This is a genomic window from Klebsiella sp. BIGb0407, from assembly GCF_024807845.1.
Taxonomy (GTDB): domain Bacteria; phylum Pseudomonadota; class Gammaproteobacteria; order Enterobacterales; family Enterobacteriaceae; genus JGM124.
This window is the reverse complement of record NZ_JANUEQ010000004.1, coordinates 275,375-293,298: the sequence shown is the minus strand read 5'-3', so window position 1 is coordinate 293,298 and position 17,924 is coordinate 275,375. Positions and strand designations below refer to the sequence as shown.

Genomic DNA, 17,924 nt, shown 5'->3' with positions numbered 1-17,924 from the left:
GTACTTTCAAGCAGTGCCGGGGCGCGGCTGCTGCAACTCAGGATGTAAACTTCGTGCGATTATTTGCTCAATTAAGCTGGTATTTTACTCGCGAGTGGCGACGCTATCTCGGAGCGGTATCATTATTGATAATCATTGCAGCGCTACAGCTGTTCCCGCCTAAACTGGTGGGCGTGATTATTGACGGTGTTCATCAGCAAACCCTGACATCGTCAGAAATTCTTATGTGGATTGGCGTTATCCTGGCGATTGCCGTTACCGTCTATCTGCTGCGTTATGTCTGGCGCGTTCTGCTGTTTGGGGCATCCTATCAGTTAGCGATTGAGCTACGCGAAGACTATTACCAGAAACTGAGCCGACATCACCCAGAGTTCTATCAGCGTTATCGTACCGGAGACTTGATTGCGCGAGCCACCAACGATGTGGACAGAGTGGTATTTGCGGCAGGAGAGGGCGTACTGACGCTGGTTGACTCCCTGGTGATGGGGCTTGCGGTATTGATTGTTATGTCGACCCAGATAAGTTTCCCGCTGACTCTACTGGCGCTGTTACCCATGCCGATTATGGCATTGGTGATTAAGCGTGATGGTGCCCGTTTGCATGAACGCTTTAAAGTGGCTCAGGCGGCTTTTTCAGTCCTTAATAACCGCACCCAGGAAAGTATGACCAGTATCCGGATGATCAAGGCATTCGGGCTTGAAGACAGACAGTCATCATTATTTTCTGAAGAGGCCGAAGATGCGGGCGCGAAAAATATGCACGTAGCGCGCGTTGACGCCCGTTTTAACCCGACTATCTATGTTGCTATCGGTGTTGCCAATTTCCTGGCAATTGGCGGTGGTAGCTGGATGGTAGTTGAAGGGCAGTTAACTCTTGGGCAGTTAACCAGTTTTATGATGTATCTCGGATTAATGATTTGGCCGATGCTGGCGCTGGCGTGGATGTTTAACATCGTTGAACGTGGCAGCGCAGCCTACAGCCGTATTCGTTCCCTGCTTGATGAAAAACCTCAGGTGATCGATGGTACTCAGCCGGTTCCTGACGGGCGTGCCAGCCTTGATATTAACGTGAATCGCTTTTGTTATCCGCAAACCGAACAAGGGGTGCTGGAGAAGGTCTCTCTGGTCCTGAAACCGGGCGAAATGCTTGGATTGTGTGGTCCTACGGGAAGCGGGAAAAGTACCTTGCTGGCATTGATTCAGCGCCACTTCGATGTGGACGAGGGGGAGATCCGCTATCACGATATTCCCCTGAAGCAGCTGACTCTCGACAGCTGGCGAAGCCGACTAGCTGTAGTAAATCAGACGCCGTTCCTCTTTTCCGACACTGTGGCCAGTAATATTGCCTTAGGTCACCCGACCGCTACCCGGCAACAAATAGAAGAGGCTGCTCGTCTGGCCTGCGTTCATGACGATATTCTGCGTCTGCCTCAGGGTTATGAAACCGAAGTCGGGGAACGCGGCGTAATGCTCTCGGGTGGTCAGAAACAACGTATTTCTATTGCGCGAGCTTTGTTACTGGATGCTGAGATTTTGATCCTCGACGATGCGCTTTCTGCCGTTGACGGGCGTACTGAGCATGAAATTCTGGCTAATTTGCGCCAGTGGGGTGAACAACGCACCGTAATCATCAGTGCGCATCGGCTCTCTGCTCTGACCGAGGCCAGTGAAGTTCTGGTGCTACAGCATGGTAATGTCAGCCAGCGCGGCACCCATGATGAATTAGTCGCAGAAACGGGCTGGTACCGGGATATGTATCGTTATCAGCAATTGGAAGCGGCGCTGGATGATTATCAGCAGCCAGCAAGAAGCCAGGGAGAGAGCAATGCGTAAGCTACAATGGCCAACGATTAAACGTCTCCTTGCCTATGGTCTGCCCTGGCGTAAGCCATTGTCGTGGGCGATGATCATCATGTGGATTGCCGCCGCGGCAGAAGTCACAGGTCCGGTATTAGTCAGTTATTTTATTGATAACCTGGTAGCAAAGAACCGCCTGCCGCTTGGCCTGGTAGCCGGGCTGGCGACGGCTTATCTGCTGTTAGTCGGGCTGGCAGCATTGCTGAATTACTATCAGGCACTGCTATTTAATACCGCAGCCGTCGGAGTCGTACAAAAACTGCGTAGTGATGTGATGGATGCAGCGCTGCGCCAGCCGTTGAGCGCATTTGATACTCAGCCGGTCGGCCAGATTATCTCGCGTATTACCAATGACACAGAGGTGATACGCGATCTGTATATTACGGTCGTCTCTACCGTGTTACGCAGTATTGCGTTGATCAGTGTCATGCTGGTGGCGATGTTCAGTCTTGACTGGCGAATGGCATTAGTCGCTATCACGATGTTCCCGGCTGTATTTACGGTGATGTTTATTTATCAGCGCTATAGCACGCCGATTGTACGGCGGGTTCGTGGCTATCTGGCGGATATCAACAATGGCTTCAATGAAATCATCAATGGGATGGCGATTATTCAGCAGTTTCGCCAGCAGGCCCGTTTTGGTGAACGCATGGGGCAGTCAAGCCGCTCGCATTATCTGGCGCGTATGCAAACCTTGCGGCTGGATGGCTGGTTACTCCGTCCATTATTGAGCCTGTTTGCCGCGATGATCCTCTGCGGTCTGTTGCTGCTATTTGGTTTCAGCGAACCGGGCATGATTGAAGTCGGGGTGCTGTATGCCTTTATCAACTATCTGAGTCGGCTAAATGAACCCTTAATTGAACTGACCACTCAGCAGTCCATTTTGCAGCAGGCGGTGGTAGCCGGAGAGCGCGTATTCGAACTGATGGATGGTAAACGTCAGGACTATGGGCACGATAGCCGCCCTCTGGAAAGCGGAAGTATCGCGATAAATCATCTCTCTTTTGCTTATCGTGATGATAATAAAGTGCTGGACGATATCAGTATTGAGATCCCCTCTGGCAATTTTGTAGCGCTAGTGGGGCATACCGGGAGTGGTAAAAGCACCCTGGCGAATTTACTGATGGGCTATTACCCGTTAACTGCCGGAGAAATTTATCTTGATGGACGAGGGCTCAGTACTCTCAGCCACCAGGTTCTCCGCAGTGGTATTGCGATGGTGCAACAAGATCCGGTGGTTACGGCTGACTCTTTCTTTGTCAATGTAACCCTGGGACGGGATATCAGTGAAAGCCAGGTCTGGCAGGCGCTGGAAACGGTAAAGATGGCCGATTTCGCGCGTGCACTGCCTGAGGGCATTCATACCCGGCTTGGCGAGCAGGGAAATAATCTCTCTGTCGGACAAAAGCAATTACTGGCACTGGCTCGTGTGCTGGTGGATATTCCACGAATTCTTATTCTGGATGAAGCGACCGCCAATATTGACTCCGGAACCGAGCAGGCTATTCAGCAAGCACTTGCGGTGGTACGGAAAAAAACCACGCTCATCGTCATTGCTCATCGACTTTCGACTATCACTGATGCGGATACTATTTTGGTGCTTCATCGTGGTCAGGCAGTTGAACGTGGTACACACAGTCAGCTCCTGGCACAGCAGGGGCGTTACTGGCAGATGTATCAGCTTCAGTTAGCCGGTGAGGCATTAGTGGCGACCATTCAGGAAGATGCCGCCCTTGCTTAACATAAAAGAGACCCATTTTTAACGTTTTGCACCGGACTGGATATCAGGTAACGCATCATTGCACTGCAATGGTGCGTTTTTTTTAGCCCATACCCTTTTGCTTATCCATAAACGCCTTCCCGCGCTTCACGATCCCCATTTCTGCCACAAAAAAAACCGCTGATGAACTTTTGGCACGGGACTTGCTTTTAATAACTCCATACAGGTAATGACCTGATCTCAAGAGGAGAGGATCTATGAAGCTGGTTACTGTGGTTATCAAACCATTCAAACTCGAAGACGTACGTGAAGCGCTCTCTTTAATCGGCATTCAAGGGCTCACCGTAACTGAAGTCAAAGGTTTTGGACGTCAGAAGGGACATGCCGAGCTGTATCGTGGGGCTGAATATAATGTCAATTTTTTACCTAAGGTGAAGATTGAAGTGGCTATTACCGATGAGCAGCTCGATGAAGTGATTGACGTAATGAGTAAATCAGCCTGGACCGGAAAAATTGGTGACGGCAAGATTTTTGTGACTGAGTTGCAACGCGTAATCCGGATTCGTACCGGTGAAACAGATGAAGACGCCCTGTAATTAATTGACCGCAAACGGACGGAAAACATGAAAAGACTCACTTCATACTTGGTTTTTGGCGGTCTGGCTCTGATGCCTGCGCTGGCGATGGCTGCACCTGCTGCTGTGGTGGTTGCAGATAAAGCCGATAACGCTTTTCTGATGATTTGTACTGCGCTGGTCCTGTTTATGACTATTCCAGGACTGGCATTATTCTACGGCGGCCTGATTCGCGCTAAAAACGTCCTTTCCATGATGTCGCAAATCATTGTTAGTTTTGCGCTGGTTTGTGTTCTGTGGGTGGTCTACGGTTACTCGCTGGCATTTGGTCCTGGCAACAGTTTCTTCGGTGACTTTGACTGGGCGATGCTGAGTAATATGGAAATTACCACTGTCACCGGAACGATATATCAATATATCCACGTGGCATTCCAGGGGTCCTTTGCCTGTATTACCGTTGCGCTGATTGTCGGTGCTCTGGCTGAACGCGTTCGCTTCTCTGCGATCCTTATCTTTGTTGTGGTGTGGTTTACCTTCTCCTACCTGCCGATAGCGCATATGGTCTGGGGCGGTGGTTTACTGGCATCTCACGGTGCGCTGGACTTTGCTGGCGGAACTGTGGTGCATATTAACGCTGCAATTGCAGGTCTGGTAGGTGCTTACTTCATCGGTAAACGTACTGGTTTTGGCAAAGAAGCCTTCAAACCGCATAACCTGCCGATGGTCTTTACCGGTACTGCGATTCTGTATATTGGCTGGTTTGGCTTTAACGCCGGTTCTGCTGGTGCAGCCAACGAAATTGCCGGACTGGCGTTTGTGAATACCGTGGTTGCTACCGCAGCAGGTATCCTCGGCTGGGTATTTGGTGAGTGGATATTACGCGGCAAGCCTTCGTTACTGGGTGCCTGTTCTGGTGCGATTGCCGGTCTGGTCGGTATCACCCCGGCTTGTGGTTTCGTCGGTGTGGGTGGCGCGATGATTATTGGTGTCGTGACCGGTTTCGCCGGACTGTGGGGCGTGACGCTGCTGAAAAAATGGCTGCGTGTAGATGACCCTTGTGATGTGTTTGGTGTTCATGGTGTGTGCGGGATTGTCGGTTGTATCCTGACCGGTGTCTTCGCGGCAACTTCACTGGGCGGTGTTGGATACGCAGGAGATATGACCATGGGTGCCCAGGTACTGGTACAGCTGGAAAGTATCGCTATCACTTTAGTCTGGTCTGGTGTGGTGGCTTATATCGGCTTCAAACTGGCAGACCTCACTGTTGGTGTCCGTGTCAGCGAAGAACAAGAGCGTGAAGGCCTGGATGTAAACAGCCATGGCGAGAGTGCTTATAACAACTAAGTTTGACTGATAATTATCATCCCTCGCCTTGAAAGGGCGAGGGATAAGCATTTTAACTACGCTGTCTGATAACACCTTCCTGTACCGTCGATGCAACCAGCACGCCTTCCTGATTATAAAATTCACCGCGAACAAAACCACGCGCACCTGAAGCAGAGGTACTTTCCACACTATATAATAACCAGTCATTCAGATTGAATGGACGGTGGAACCACATAGAGTGGTCAATGGTGGCTACCTGCATTCCGGGCTCAAGAAAACCGAGTCCCTGAGGCTGTAAAGCGGTTGGCAGAAAGTTAAAGTCAGAGGCATAACCCAGTAACGACTGATGAGTGCGGAAGTCATCAGGCATAGGGCCATTCGCCCGCATCCAGGTTTGACGAGTCGGGACATCAACATGGCCTTTCAGTGGGTTATGAAACACCACTGGACGCATTTCGATAGGACGTTCGCAGAGAAATTTCTCTTTAAACACCGGAGGTAAAAACTTTTCCAGAGAACGGGCTATTTCAGTCTCTGATGGTAGTTTCGCAGGACCGGGTACTTCGGGCATCTGTTTTTGATGCTCAAAACCGGTTTCCGGCGCCTGGAAAGAGGCGGTCATATAAAAGATAGGTTTACCATTTTGAATCGCCGATATACGGCGTGCGCTGAAACTATTACCGTCACGCAATATTTCTACATCATAAACAATAGGTTTCTGGCTATCGCCGGGGCGCAAGAAATAGCTATGGAATGAATGCACCAGTCTGTCTGCTGAGACAGTTTCTTTTGCTGCATACAGTGCCTGCCCGACCACTTGTCCGCCAAATACCTGACGTAGCCCTAAGTCTTCGCTTTGACCGCGGAACAGTCCTTCTTCAATCTTTTCCAGATTAAGTAATGCTAATAAATTGCTAAGCGCTTGACTCATAACGTGTCCTCAAAAAGGTAAAGCGATACAGAAGTGATTATATCATGCTACCCCTTTTAGCAGGGGCTAATGCTGAATCAGGTAAAAATAGGGCACTTGGGTGGGGTAATACGAAAGTCTCAGGTACGATTAAACGATTAGATACGCCAGCGATAGCGTGCCATATCTATCTGGCCGCTACCTGATACCTGAATACCTTCGGCGACTAATGCTTCACGTTGACGTAGAAAGTCTGGCCCTGTTAAAGATAAAAGCCCCAGACGATTAACCACCCGGTGCCAGGGCAGGCGACTCCCTTCAGGCAAACGCTTCAACACCCCTCCGACCTGCCTTGCTGCGCGCGGTGAGCCTGCCAGAGCTGCAATATCACCATAGGTGGTTACATAGCCCTCAGGAATAGCGGCCAGGATGTGGTAGACCCGCTGTGGGAAGGAATCATTGTTATCCATGCCAGTCTCCTGAATCAAAGCCAGCTAAGAATAATCGGGCTTAGCCCGGACGCCAAGTAATAAATGCACAATAAAACAACATCTAATCTGTCACGCCTTGCAATTGCCCTGGTCAATGTGGATAATGCGGCTGCGCGTTGGATAACAACGCCCTCAATGGGGGCCCTATTGGTTCTCCCGCAACACTAACTTGTGAACTCGGTCAGGTCCGGAAGGAAGCAGCCGCAGCAGGCGTCGTGTGTGCCGGGATGTAGCTGGTAGGGCCCCCACCCAATTCTGGGTAAGTACTTAATCTTTAACGATAAAAGTACTGAATACTCTCCCCAAAGTTCCAGTGGTATCAAAGTTGTGTCTCACCTTAGACGCTAATCAATGCGGATCAGGCCAATTCACCAGCCCAATCTCGCCATAGTGTTTAACGAGCGTGGACAGTGAATTGTTGTTATATACCCGCCATACTTCAAGTTGCATACGCGTTGGCTGAATTCGTGCACCCGAATCACTTGCCGCGTTTTAAGACTCATTAATTCGCCTCGTCCTGACGGGATAACGCTCATACGTTGTTAAGAAAGTTAATGTTTTGCCCTGCAACTCGAATTATTTTGGGTATACACTACAAAAAATTGAATGATAGGCCTCAGGAAGCCAATATTAACTTTCCATTCCCGCCTTAAACTCGGGTAGCTGCTTCAAAGTATCAAGATAGCGGGTAATGACCGGATAACCCTGCAGCATATTTATCTTTTCGAGAAAAATTAAAAAATAGCCCAGATAAATATCCACCGCAGTTAATGAGGAACCGCAGATATAGGGTGAGAGTTTATTAAACTCGCTTTCTATGCACGCCATCACGCGCTGCCAGGATCCAAAACCTGACATATGCTGCTGATCTTCCGTTAATTCGATTCCCATTTGTTGAACGGTAAAAGCCGCTTCCAAAGGACCTGCAGCAAAAGCAAACCAGCGGTAATAACTGGCTCTTTCAGGTGCATTTAATGCTGGGCAAAGACCTTTTTCCGGGAATTTATCTGCAAGATAGAGACAAATTGCTGCACTTTCGGTCACGACAATGTCACCGTCAGTGAGAGTCGGTACTTTTCCCATCGGGTTAAGAGCGAGATATTCGCGAGTATGCATCTCCTCTCCATAAGCTAATTCTATACGTTGGTAGGGAATATTTAAGAATCTGAACAGCAAGTCGATAGTATTACCTCTGGACATCGCATTGGTATACAGCGTCAATGTACTCATGTTGCTCTCCTTGAAAAATGTAATATTCAGCCAGGAGAGTATAGGGAGGGGGTGTGTCAGTTCTTGTCAGGAGCCTCTGTCAAAATGCTTTTTCGCCACTGTGCCAGCAAATATCCTTTCGGATAAGGGTATTTATCCGCCAGGGGAAAGAGTTCATTGATTCTGTCCAGCCGAAAATGGCGATAGTCACCTCTCAGTTCACACCAGGCGGCAACCACTTGAACCTCATGCATATAACCCAATGCCACTGGCCAAATCACTCTCTGCGTTAACTGTTGCGCCTGATCCTGATACTTAATTCGAATTTTACACTCTTCTCTCAGACTACGGCGTAAGGCAATGGCAATAGGATCCTTGACTTGTGAAAGGCGGGTGCTGGGAGCAAAAAGTGAATTTTGCTGAAAAACAGACTGTGATTCCGGCTTAACCACTCCGCTTATCTTATCTGCGGCACGTTTTGCTGAGGCTGCAAGCTCGTTATCGCCATGGCTTTCAACCCAACGCAAACCCAGAACCAGTGCCTCCAGTTCAGCGATATCAAAGATCAAAGGAGGAAGCAGTAAGCCTGATTTATAAAGAAAGCCGATACCCGCTTCACCGACAATTTCAGCCCCCTGTTGACGCAGAGTTTCAATATCGCGGTAGATAGATCGAACGCTGACGTCACACTGAGCGGCGAGTTGCCCGGCTGTCATTGGATAGCGATTTTCTTTTAGCAGTTGCAGTAATGTCAGTAAACGCTGGGTACGGGTCATATGTTTTCTGCAAATAAAATAAAGGCGTTAAGTATATAGGAAACCGTCGGGGTTAAAACTATGCACCCAGTTTGCACGGCAGGGAATGTTGACCGCAATAATCTATGTTCACTTACTCTCACAGTAAGCATGTCCGGAGCGCTGTATAACTGGCCCGCTAAAAATTATTTGCCGCACTGCTTTTTAGCGTATTGAAAATAATTGTTTATATTGAAATTGACTTACCAGGCAGGCCTCACCCAATACTGAACTCTCCTCTTTTCAGTTTTTCCAGGCATGCCGGGTGTTAGCACATGGATTTAAGGTTCTCTGCCATGGTTATCATTTAATCATTTGCTAGCAAGATAAGAGACAGATAACACCATAATTAACAATAATATTTTCAAAACAGAAAAAAGAGCACCTCCATTTTATTGTAGAGATGAATGGCAGAGTAAGAAGAGCCCATCATTGTGCGTTTGGTTATATATTTCAACCAAGATTGACTCATCTTGCGACTTTTATGTCTCAACGAAAGCGTTTGCGTCCAATCAGTAATAGGGGCAATAAAATGAATTTTTAATAATAGCGTGTAAGAATAATTCCTAAAAATCGCAATGTATAACCCGTCTGCTAAAAAGCGGCATGAATTTTAGATATAACCTATCTATTACCATGATGGGAAAACGAGCTATCTTTTTAATCCTGGCATATTTATCGCGGAGGTTATTTTGTTAAATGCAATTCTTTCGTGTAATTAAGAGCGCGTGAAATCCATTATTCGGAGTAATCTTAATAGAATGACGGGGCAAAGGATAATAAGTATTTCGATATTTTCCAGACAAGTCAGATTTTATCTAAAAATTTTATGCAAATTTTTATGCTTGTCAGCCGTAATTCTTCCTTCTGCGAAAGGCCTCTGAATCACAGCATTCAAGTTAATCGAAACCGTATCATGTATTGCTGTATTACAGTTAATAGAAATAGTTTATCGCGTTTTTTATCCCTAGTGCACTGCGTGTTTTTAATATAAATCTTTACATTACAACGAATTGGCGTCTTCTCTGGATAAAGAAATTTAGTCTATTTTACTTTCCCTGACTCCGCCTCAGGCAACTCTCCGGCTTTTCTTTATCTCAGCAATTAAAATACACGGATAACTCTGTCTACGGGCCAAGTAATAACGACCCTTATGACAAGATCTTTATAGTTATTAATTTATAATTTTTATATTTATCAATGGCTTATGATGTTATTGTTAACTCTGGTTTTACGTATGATTCCCCTGGCTAACCTCAGTAACATATTGTCTCTGCGGAGTATATCCATCTTCAGGCTCTTTTAATCCTTTAACATATAAGTATTTACCCCTGAATCCGTGAGCCCCAGAATATTCTTAGTAAACTCTGGTTTTTTAGGTTAATTTTTTAACTGATAAATCAATATACGAATAACTCATTATTTATAAGAAGAAAAAATCTTAAAATTTATTTTTTATCATTCAAGTTTTAGTCAGTAAAAAATATGATGGAAAACAGTGTTAAATAATCGAGAATAAAAAAACACTAATATTTAACATTTTTGCAATATGGTCATATCGTAAGGAAATGTACCTAAGAAAATTCTAATACAAAGAGTGCGCCTATTGTTTCTTAATAAATGATAACCAAGCCCTATCGTTATACTTATATTAACATCTGTTAAATTGAATTTTTCTGGTCTTTAAATTCGATATTAGGATTAATCGTCTGTGTGATATGTTGTTTTACGTCATTTTGTTAGTGTAAGATACTTTCGGTTACTAGATGTGTACCTAGTTAACAAAGATAATGGTAAATTACTCTCAGCTCGTGGGGTGGTGTTATTTGAGATGAAATAAAGATCAACATAGGATGAGATCGTGATGATGTATGAATCTATCAAAGAATATTTTCTCTAAAGATAAGTATTTTACCCTGGGTATTATTGAACTACTCGGCGTGGAACTTATTGATAATTTTTATGTAATTGTAGATCTGGACTCTAATAGCCTTTCAAGTGAGGATTTGATTTATTTTCCGGACAGGAAGGTTGTTGCTTTTGCCTCCAGTGATTTGGCTTTTTATAAGTCTGAGTCATTTGAAAAGGTAACTGTTCTGGATAAAAAGTGTAATGCGAAAAGTATCCTGGATTTCTTTTTAAAGAAAGAAATTTCAGGGGGTTATCATACTAAATTTAATCTGAGTATGCGTGAAAAACAAATACTAAGTATGTTGTGTCGGGGTGAAAGCAACCAAGAGATAGCAGATGAATTTGGTATAACAATTAAAACTATTTATACGCATCGACGTAATCTAATGAGAAAGTTAGGTTTTAAAAACAGAATGGCTTTTCAAAAGCTCTATATCTAGTTGTACCTGTTTTATAAAGTGAAATATCGTTTCAGGCATTTTTAATAATATTAATAAATTGGAGATTTATCATGAACAAATTGGCACTTATCGTTATCTCAGCACTTTCCTTTGGTTCTGTAGCTGCTCAAGCCGTTACTGTAAATGGCGGAACTGTACATTTTAAAGGTGAAGTTGTTAACGCAGCCTGCGCAGTGGATGCTGGTTCTATCGATCAAATCGTCCAGTTAGGCCAGGTTCGTTCAGCTAAACTCGCCAGCGCGGGTAGCACCAGCTCAGCCGTTGGTTTCAACATTCAGCTGAATGATTGTGACCCAACCGTTTCAGAAAAGGCAGCTATCGCGTTTTCTGGCACCACTGTTAATGGCACTAACCCAACTGTCCTTGCGTTGCAAGGTTCAGCTGCGGGTGGCGCAACTAACGTTGGTATCCAGATCCTGGACCGTACCGGTGTTCCATTAGCGCTGGATGGTGCGACTATCGGCGAGCAAACGGTGCTTACTGATGGCACCAACATTATCCCACTTCAGGCTCGCTACTATGCAACAGGTGCTGCGACCGCTGGTACAGCTAATGCCGATGCAACGTTTAAAGTTCAGTACGAGTAATTTCTTAGCAGTATAAGGATGCATCTTGAGCCAAGGATGGCTCGTTATCTGAATAAGAAGAAGGTGATAACAATGCAAAGGGTGAAGTCAGGTCTGTTGATATTTTTGCTACTTCCGCTTTCCACTAGCGCCATCACATTGGCTGGTGGAATGATGCATTTTCAGGGACTTGTTATTGCTGAATCTTGTCGTGTTGAAGCTTCCGATCGGCAAATGACGGTCAACATGGGGCAAATAAGCAGTAATTGGTTTCATTCAGTCGGAGAAGATAAAAATCCGATTCCTTTCGAGATCCATCTGCAAGAGTGTAGTACTGCTGTCAGTCAGCGAGTCAGCGTAACGTTTCAGGGTGTCGCCGATGGCAAAGACCCCGATGTACTCTCCGTGGGTGAGGGGCCGGGTATCGCCACCGGCATTGGTGTCGCTCTGTTTGATAAATCAGGCAGCCTTATCCCGCTTAATGCGCCACCCTCATTATGGACACAGCTGTATACGGGCCCGACCACGTTGCATTTTGTCGCCAAATATCGCGCTACCGGGAATCACATTACCGGTGGAGCTGCCAATGCTCAGGCTTGGTTCTCTCTGACCTACCAGTAATACGTGTAGGCAGAAAATATTAGTAAGTAGGAAAAGGTAAGTATGAACAATATATTAGGCACCCTGCGTGGTTTACTCGCAGGACTTTTACTGGTAGCGGCTACTGGTTATGTCAATTATGCACAAGCAGGCGTAGCGCTGGGAGCGACACGCGTCATTTATCCGGCCGGACAGAAGCAGGTTCAATTAGCCGTTACAAATAATGACGACAATACCTATCTGATTCAGTCATGGATAGAAAATGATAATGGAGCTAAAGACGGCAATTTTATTATTACCCCACCGCTGGTTGCGATGCAGGGAAAAAAAGAGAATACCTTGCGTATTCTTGATGCCAGTAATAACAAGTTACCTCAGGATCGGGAAAGTCTGTTTTGGATGAATGTGAAAGCTATTCCCTCCATGGACAAATCAAAGCTGAACGAAAATACTCTTCAGCTAGCCATTATTAGTCGTATCAAACTCTATTATCGCCCGGCGAATTTGTCCCTGCCACCGGATCAGGCTGCTGAGAAACTGACATTTCGTCGTAATACCGGCTCACTGACTCTGATTAATCCGACCCCTTACTACCTGACGGTTACTGACCTGAATGCGGGTACTCGGGTCCTGAAAAATGCTTTAGTCCCACCGATGGGGGAAGTCAGCGTCGATTTACCTTCCGATGCAGGAAGAGATATCACCTATCGGACTATTAATGACTACGGCGCACTCACTCCGCGCATGCAAGGCATAGTGCAGTAACTCATCGGGAAGTCATTCTCTCCCTGAACTAAAAATATCGATTTCCGGACAATACTGGGCTGGAGGGACTGTGTCACATCTTAAATATGGACTTAACTGTTTGGATAGCCGGAGTATTATCCTGGGTTCTATTCGCGAGTTGGTACGGTTCCCGATTATTTATTTGCTTGTTTTACCCGTCTTTTCCGCACAGGCAGAGCTTTATTTTAACCCGCGTTTTTTATCTGACGATCCTGCTGCTGTTGCGGATCTGTCTAACTTTGAAAAAGGTCAGGAATTACCGCCAGGAACCTATCGCACCGATATCTATCTCAATGACGGATATATAACTACCCGTGATATTACCTTTAGTGCTGGCGAAAATGGTCAAGGTCTGACGCCCTGTCTGACTCGCGATCAGCTTGCCAGTATGGGGGTTAATACGTCGTCTATCAGTGGCATTAATGTGCTGTCAGCTGATACCTGCGTACCCTTAACGGAGCTTATCAAAGATGCGACAACAAGTTTTGATACCGGCCAGCAGCGGCTCTCTCTGACTATTCCCCAGATTTATATGGGTAACCATGCTCGTGGCTATATATCGCCAGATCTCTGGGATCACGGAATTAATGCGGGTTTGCTGAACTACAACTTCACGGGTAATAACGTCCAGAATGGGGTGAGCGGTAGTAGTACCTACGCGTACCTGAACTTACAAAGTGGGCTGAATTTAGGTGTATGGCGCCTGCGTGATAATAGTACATGGAGCTACAGCAGCAGTGGCAGTTCTTCTACCAATGAAAATAAATGGCAGCACATCAATACCTGGCTTGAGCGCGATATAACATTTTTACGCTCCAGATTGACGCTGGGTGATAGCTACACCACGGATAATATTTTTGACGGTATAAATTTCCGCGGAGTGCAGTTGGCCACTGATGACAATATGTTGCCCGATAGTCTGAAGGGATTTGCCCCGACTATCCACGGGATCGCGCGCGGTACCGCTCAAGTATCGATTAAACAAAATGGCTATGAGATCTACCAAAATACGGTTCCACCAGGCCCCTTTGTCATTAACGATCTTTATGCGGCGGGTAATAGCGGCGACCTGCAGGTGACAATCAAAGAGGCTGATGGTAGCACTCAGTCATTCAGTGTTCCGTATTCATCTGTACCGCTACTTCAGCGTGAAGGTCATACGCGCTATACCCTTGCGGCAGGATCGTTTCGTAGTGGCAGTGACCAGCAGGAAAAGCCAAAATTTTTCCAGGGAACTCTTTTACGCGGACTCTCAGCAGGCTGGACGCTGTTTGGTGGTCTGCAACTGGCCGATCGCTATCGTGCACTTAATTTTGGTATAGGAAAAAACTTGGGTAATCTGGGGGCGTTCTCTATGGATATCACTCATGCAAAGGCCCGGTTGCCCGATGACAGTGAAGATCAGGGGCAATCACTGCGTTTTCTCTATAATAAATCGCTTACGGAAACCGGGACTAATATCCAGCTAGTCGGCTATCGCTATTCCACACAAGGTTTTTTCAGCCTTGCTGATACCACTTACAAACGGATGAGTGGTTATACCGTGGAGACTCAGGACGGTGTCATCGAGATCCAACCGAAGTTTACCGATTACTATAATCTTTCGTTTAATAAACGCGGGAAAGTACAGGCTAGCGTTACTCAGCAGCTCGGGCGCACGGCGACCTTTTATCTGAGTGCCAGCCACCAGAGCTACTGGAATACCAGTAAAACCGACCAGCAATTTCAGGCAGGATTGAACACTGCCATCGATGATATCAACTTAACACTGAGCTATAGCCTGACGAAAAATGCCTGGCAGCAGGGGCGCGATCAAATGCTGGCGGTTAACGTCAATATTCCATTTAGCCATTGGATGCGATCTGACAGTAAATCGGTCTGGCGAAATGCTAACACCAGCTACAGCATGTCGAATGATCTTAACGGACGGACAACCAGCCTTGCGGGACTCTACGGTACATTGCTGGAGGATAACAACCTGAGCTACAGCGCCCAGGCCGGCTACACAGGAGGCGGCGGCGGCAAAAGCGGTGAATCCGGCTATACAGCATTAAATTATCGTGGTGGCTACGGCAATGCCAACATTGGCTACAGTCGCAGCAACGATATTAAACAGTTTTATTATGGCCTGAGCGGTGGCGTGCTGGCTCATGCTAATGGACTGACTCTGAGCCAGCCTATGAACGACACGGTAGTGCTGATTAAGGCGCCTGGCGCGGATAATGTAAAAGTAGAAAACCAGACTGGCGTCAGGACTGACTGGCGCGGTTACGCCGTGCTGCCATACGCAACCGAATATCGGGAAAATAGAGTCGCACTGGATACCAATAGCCTGGCAACTAACATTGATTTGGATGATGCGGTTGCCTGGGTGGTTCCGACTCATGGCGCGATTGTCCGCGCTGAATTTAAAGCAAATGTGGGGCTCAAGTTACTGATATCGCTTGTTCATAAGGGGAAGCCCGTCCCATTTGGTGCATTAGTCACCTCTGAGGGTAACCATAACAGCATTGTGGCTGACAACGGCCAGGTCTATATGAGTGGGATGCCATTGAGCGGAAAGGTAAAGGCAAAGTGGGGAGACGATCCTGACGCTAGCTGTGAAGCTGAGTATCAGTTGCCGCCAGAAAGCCAGAACCAGATGCTGAGCCAACTCTCCGCTGAGTGTCGTTAAGGAAGCTATCATCATGAGAAATATTCTGAAACTACTGAGTGCCTGCGTATCCTTCGCTATTGCCAGTAGCGCTTACGCAGCTGATAGCACTATTACCATCAGCGGCCAGGTTCGGGATAGCGGTTGCATCGTTAGTGATGAATCGAAAAATTTTACCGTTGACCTGATGGGGAATGGTGCAAAGCAGTTTCACGCGGTTGGCGCTGTTACACCCTTGGTTCCATTTAATATCGTACTGTCAGCCTGTAGCAATGTGGTTACAGCCGTAAAGGTTGGTTTTGTTGGTATTGCTGACACGCTCAATACCGATCTGCTAAAACTCGATAGCGGGCCTTCTGCAGCGGCGGGCATGGGAGTACAAATCCTTGATGGGCAACAGGCGATACTGCCCATGAATGCACCTTCATCTGCTATTCCCTGGACCTCCCTGACTCCGGGACAGAGTAATACGCTTAATTTTCATGCCCGCCTGATGGCAACACGCGTTCCAGTTACTGCCGGGCTCGTCAATGCCACAGCAACATTCACCCTTGAGTTTCAGTAACAGGAGACACTGATGAAATTTAACTCTGTCAGGTGGCTTCTGGCTGCGCTGCTCGTGGTATCTGTACCGATGCTACAGGCTGCCGATGTGACCATCACCGTTAACGGTAAAGTCGTGGCTAAACCTTGCACTGTTTCCACGACTAACGCGACCGTTAATCTCGGAGATCTTTATACTTTCGATCTGATGAATGCCGGTTCAGCCTCAGTCTGGCATGACGCGGCACTCAGTCTGAGTAATTGTCCGGAGGGGACATCCAGAGTCACTGCCCGCTTTAGTGGTACATCAGATGCCACCGGCTACTACAAAAATGGCGGCACAGCCGGAAATATCCAGCTTGAGTTACAAGATGACACAGGCACCACGCTGAACACGGGATCACAAAAAGAGGTGCGGGTGGATGAGGCAACCCAGTCTGCTCTATTTCCGCTGCAAGTCCGCGCATTAACCGTCAAGGGTGGAGCCACTCAAGGCACTATTCAGGCGGTGATTAACATCACTTATACCTACGCCTGAGTGAAGAGAAGAAAATAATGAAAAAAATAGTTACCCTGATGACAACATTACTGCTGGCGTGCTGGTCACTGAATGCCTGGTCTTTTGCCTGCAAAACAGCAAATGGAACAGTGATCCCTATCGGCGGTGGTTCGGCGAATGTTTACGTCAATCTTGCTCCTACCGTCAGTCTCGGGGAAAACTTGGTGGTCGATCTTTCAACACAGATTTTTTGTCATAACGACTGGCCTGATACCATGATTGACTACGTGACGCTAAATCGTGGCTCCGCCTACGGTGGTGTACTGGCGAGTTTCTCGGGTACGGTCAGTTATGACAGGATCAGATATCCATTTCCCACCACTGGCGAAACGGCTCGGGTCATTTATAACTCAAAAGCCGACAGACCCTGGCCAACGATACTCTATCTCACGCCCGTGAATACTGCAGGTGGGGTCGCTGTTTCTGCTGGATCATTAATTGCCGTACTCATCCTCAGGCAAACTAACAACGTCAATAGCGATAATTTTCAGTTTGTCTGGAATATTTATGCGAACAATGACGTAGTTGTTCCAACCGGTGGCTGTGATGTCTCTGCCCGTAATGTGACGGTAACGCTACCGGAATATCCAGCCTCTACTGCCATTCCGCTGATGATTCACTGTGTTCAGCAGCAAAATATAGGCTACTTTCTTTCCGGGACTACGGAGGATGTCGCGCGATATACCTTTACTAATTCGGCTTCCACATCTCCGGCTAAAGGCGTTGGCATTCAGATTTCTCGTAATGGCAATACTATCCCGACCAACAGCCTCATATCATTAGGGCCGGTGGGAACCTCAGCAGTTGATTTAGGCCTGTCTGCTAACTATGCGCGAACCAGCGGGCAACTTACTGCGGGAAACGTTCAGTCCATTATTGGCGTGACGTTTGTATACGAGTAATATACGGCAGGGCAGCGTATATAAGCTGTATATTAGCATTCATATATTCTGCCCTTTGAAAT

At 46.9% G+C, this 17,924-nt stretch carries 16 protein-coding genes and 1 other RNA gene; 13 read left to right on the top strand and 4 right to left on the bottom strand.

Going from position 1 to position 17,924, the window contains the following annotated elements; all coding sequences use genetic code 11:
- The first annotated feature begins 53 nt into the window (after positions 1-53).
- The 4 genes from M2387_RS14240 (at position 54) to amtB (ending at position 5,495) form a co-directional block, all read left to right on the top strand.
- Positions 54-1,832 carry a SmdA family multidrug ABC transporter permease/ATP-binding protein gene (locus M2387_RS14240; protein ID WP_259050325.1) on the top strand — a complete coding sequence of 593 codons (1,779 nt, stop codon included), beginning with the start codon at positions 54-56 and terminating at the stop codon, positions 1,830-1,832.
- Complete coding sequence (locus M2387_RS14235) at positions 1,825-3,597, top strand: SmdB family multidrug efflux ABC transporter permease/ATP-binding protein (protein WP_259050324.1); 1,773 nt, start codon at positions 1,825-1,827, stop codon at positions 3,595-3,597. The genes M2387_RS14240 and M2387_RS14235 overlap by 8 nt, the downstream gene beginning before the upstream one ends.
- Before the next feature lie 236 nt (positions 3,598-3,833).
- A complete protein-coding gene (gene glnK, locus M2387_RS14230) occupies positions 3,834-4,172 on the top strand; it encodes a P-II family nitrogen regulator (RefSeq protein ID WP_259050323.1) in 339 nt (112 codons plus the stop codon).
- Positions 4,173-4,199: 27 nt separating this feature from the next.
- Positions 4,200-5,495, top strand: coding sequence for an ammonium transporter AmtB (amtB, locus tag M2387_RS14225; protein ID WP_259050322.1), 1,296 nt, complete (start codon positions 4,200-4,202; stop codon positions 5,493-5,495).
- A gap of 52 nt (positions 5,496-5,547) precedes the next feature.
- Here amtB and tesB read toward each other — a convergent pair whose 3' ends face one another.
- The gene (gene tesB / locus M2387_RS14220; protein WP_259050321.1) at positions 5,548-6,408 is read right to left on the bottom strand and encodes an acyl-CoA thioesterase II; all 861 of its coding nucleotides are present in this window, start codon (positions 6,406-6,408) and stop codon (positions 5,548-5,550) included.
- 137 nt (positions 6,409-6,545) lie between these two features.
- A complete protein-coding gene (locus M2387_RS14215) occupies positions 6,546-6,857 on the bottom strand; it encodes an MGMT family protein (RefSeq protein ID WP_259050320.1) in 312 nt (103 codons plus the stop codon).
- Positions 6,858-7,023: 166 nt separating this feature from the next.
- Between M2387_RS14215 and ffs the strand changes: the two genes are divergently transcribed.
- An RNA gene (gene ffs, locus M2387_RS14210) (signal recognition particle sRNA small type) lies at positions 7,024-7,120 on the top strand.
- A gap of 388 nt (positions 7,121-7,508) precedes the next feature.
- On the opposite strand, the gene M2387_RS14205 is transcribed toward ffs, so the two are convergent.
- Entirely contained in the window at positions 7,509-8,108 is a 600-nt protein-coding gene (locus M2387_RS14205) for a glutathione S-transferase family protein (RefSeq protein WP_259050319.1), read from the bottom strand.
- A 56-nt stretch (positions 8,109-8,164) separates the two neighbouring features.
- Positions 8,165-8,863, bottom strand: coding sequence for a helix-turn-helix transcriptional regulator (locus M2387_RS14200; RefSeq protein ID WP_259050318.1), 699 nt, complete (start codon positions 8,861-8,863; stop codon positions 8,165-8,167).
- A gap of 1,889 nt (positions 8,864-10,752) precedes the next feature.
- Between M2387_RS14200 and M2387_RS14195 the strand changes: the two genes are divergently transcribed.
- From M2387_RS14195 to M2387_RS14160, 8 genes are all read left to right on the top strand, one after another.
- Positions 10,753-11,232, top strand: coding sequence for a helix-turn-helix domain-containing protein (locus tag M2387_RS14195; RefSeq protein WP_259050317.1), 480 nt, complete (start codon positions 10,753-10,755; stop codon positions 11,230-11,232).
- Positions 11,233-11,303: 71 nt separating this feature from the next.
- On the top strand, positions 11,304-11,840 hold the full coding sequence (gene fimA / locus M2387_RS14190) for a type 1 fimbrial major subunit FimA (protein WP_259050316.1): 537 nt from the start codon (positions 11,304-11,306) through the stop codon (positions 11,838-11,840).
- A 72-nt stretch (positions 11,841-11,912) separates the two neighbouring features.
- Positions 11,913-12,440, top strand: coding sequence for a type 1 fimbrial minor subunit FimI (fimI, locus tag M2387_RS14185; protein WP_259050315.1), 528 nt, complete (start codon positions 11,913-11,915; stop codon positions 12,438-12,440).
- A 42-nt stretch (positions 12,441-12,482) separates the two neighbouring features.
- A complete protein-coding gene (locus M2387_RS14180) occupies positions 12,483-13,184 on the top strand; it encodes a fimbria/pilus periplasmic chaperone (protein WP_259050312.1) in 702 nt (233 codons plus the stop codon).
- Positions 13,185-13,305: 121 nt separating this feature from the next.
- Positions 13,306-15,879 carry a fimbrial biogenesis usher protein gene (locus tag M2387_RS14175; RefSeq protein WP_310572779.1) on the top strand — a complete coding sequence of 858 codons (2,574 nt, stop codon included), beginning with the start codon at positions 13,306-13,308 and terminating at the stop codon, positions 15,877-15,879.
- A gap of 13 nt (positions 15,880-15,892) precedes the next feature.
- Positions 15,893-16,423, top strand: a complete 531-nt coding sequence (fimF, locus tag M2387_RS14170; RefSeq protein ID WP_259050304.1) for a type 1 fimbrial adaptor subunit FimF — start codon at positions 15,893-15,895, stop codon at positions 16,421-16,423.
- 12 nt (positions 16,424-16,435) lie between these two features.
- The gene (gene fimG, locus M2387_RS14165; protein ID WP_259050301.1) at positions 16,436-16,939 is read left to right on the top strand and encodes a type 1 fimbrial minor subunit FimG; all 504 of its coding nucleotides are present in this window, start codon (positions 16,436-16,438) and stop codon (positions 16,937-16,939) included.
- Between the two features lie 17 nt (positions 16,940-16,956).
- Positions 16,957-17,862, top strand: a complete 906-nt coding sequence (locus tag M2387_RS14160) for a fimbrial protein (protein ID WP_259050300.1) — start codon at positions 16,957-16,959, stop codon at positions 17,860-17,862.
- The last annotated feature ends 62 nt before the right edge of the window (positions 17,863-17,924 follow it).

What these genes read in the sequence shown, in the direction of transcription:
- M2387_RS14235 (WP_259050324.1), top strand. Translation starts at nt 1,825, where the DNA reads ATGCGTAAGCTACAATGGCCAACGATTAAACGTCTCCTTGCCTATGGT.
- glnK (WP_259050323.1), top strand. Translation starts at nt 3,834, where the DNA reads ATGAAGCTGGTTACTGTGGTTATCAAACCATTCAAACTCGAAGACGTA.
- amtB (WP_259050322.1), top strand. Translation starts at nt 4,200, where the DNA reads ATGAAAAGACTCACTTCATACTTGGTTTTTGGCGGTCTGGCTCTGATG.
- tesB (WP_259050321.1), bottom strand. Translation starts at nt 6,408, where the DNA reads ATGAGTCAAGCGCTTAGCAATTTATTAGCATTACTTAATCTGGAAAAG.
- M2387_RS14215 (WP_259050320.1), bottom strand. Translation starts at nt 6,857, where the DNA reads ATGGATAACAATGATTCCTTCCCACAGCGGGTCTACCACATCCTGGCC.
- M2387_RS14205 (WP_259050319.1), bottom strand. Translation starts at nt 8,108, where the DNA reads ATGAGTACATTGACGCTGTATACCAATGCGATGTCCAGAGGTAATACT.
- M2387_RS14200 (WP_259050318.1), bottom strand. Translation starts at nt 8,863, where the DNA reads ATGACCCGTACCCAGCGTTTACTGACATTACTGCAACTGCTAAAAGAA.
- M2387_RS14195 (WP_259050317.1), top strand. Translation starts at nt 10,753, where the DNA reads ATGAATCTATCAAAGAATATTTTCTCTAAAGATAAGTATTTTACCCTG.
- fimA (WP_259050316.1), top strand. Translation starts at nt 11,304, where the DNA reads ATGAACAAATTGGCACTTATCGTTATCTCAGCACTTTCCTTTGGTTCT.
- fimI (WP_259050315.1), top strand. Translation starts at nt 11,913, where the DNA reads ATGCAAAGGGTGAAGTCAGGTCTGTTGATATTTTTGCTACTTCCGCTT.
- M2387_RS14180 (WP_259050312.1), top strand. Translation starts at nt 12,483, where the DNA reads ATGAACAATATATTAGGCACCCTGCGTGGTTTACTCGCAGGACTTTTA.
- fimF (WP_259050304.1), top strand. Translation starts at nt 15,893, where the DNA reads ATGAGAAATATTCTGAAACTACTGAGTGCCTGCGTATCCTTCGCTATT.
- fimG (WP_259050301.1), top strand. Translation starts at nt 16,436, where the DNA reads ATGAAATTTAACTCTGTCAGGTGGCTTCTGGCTGCGCTGCTCGTGGTA.
- M2387_RS14160 (WP_259050300.1), top strand. Translation starts at nt 16,957, where the DNA reads ATGAAAAAAATAGTTACCCTGATGACAACATTACTGCTGGCGTGCTGG.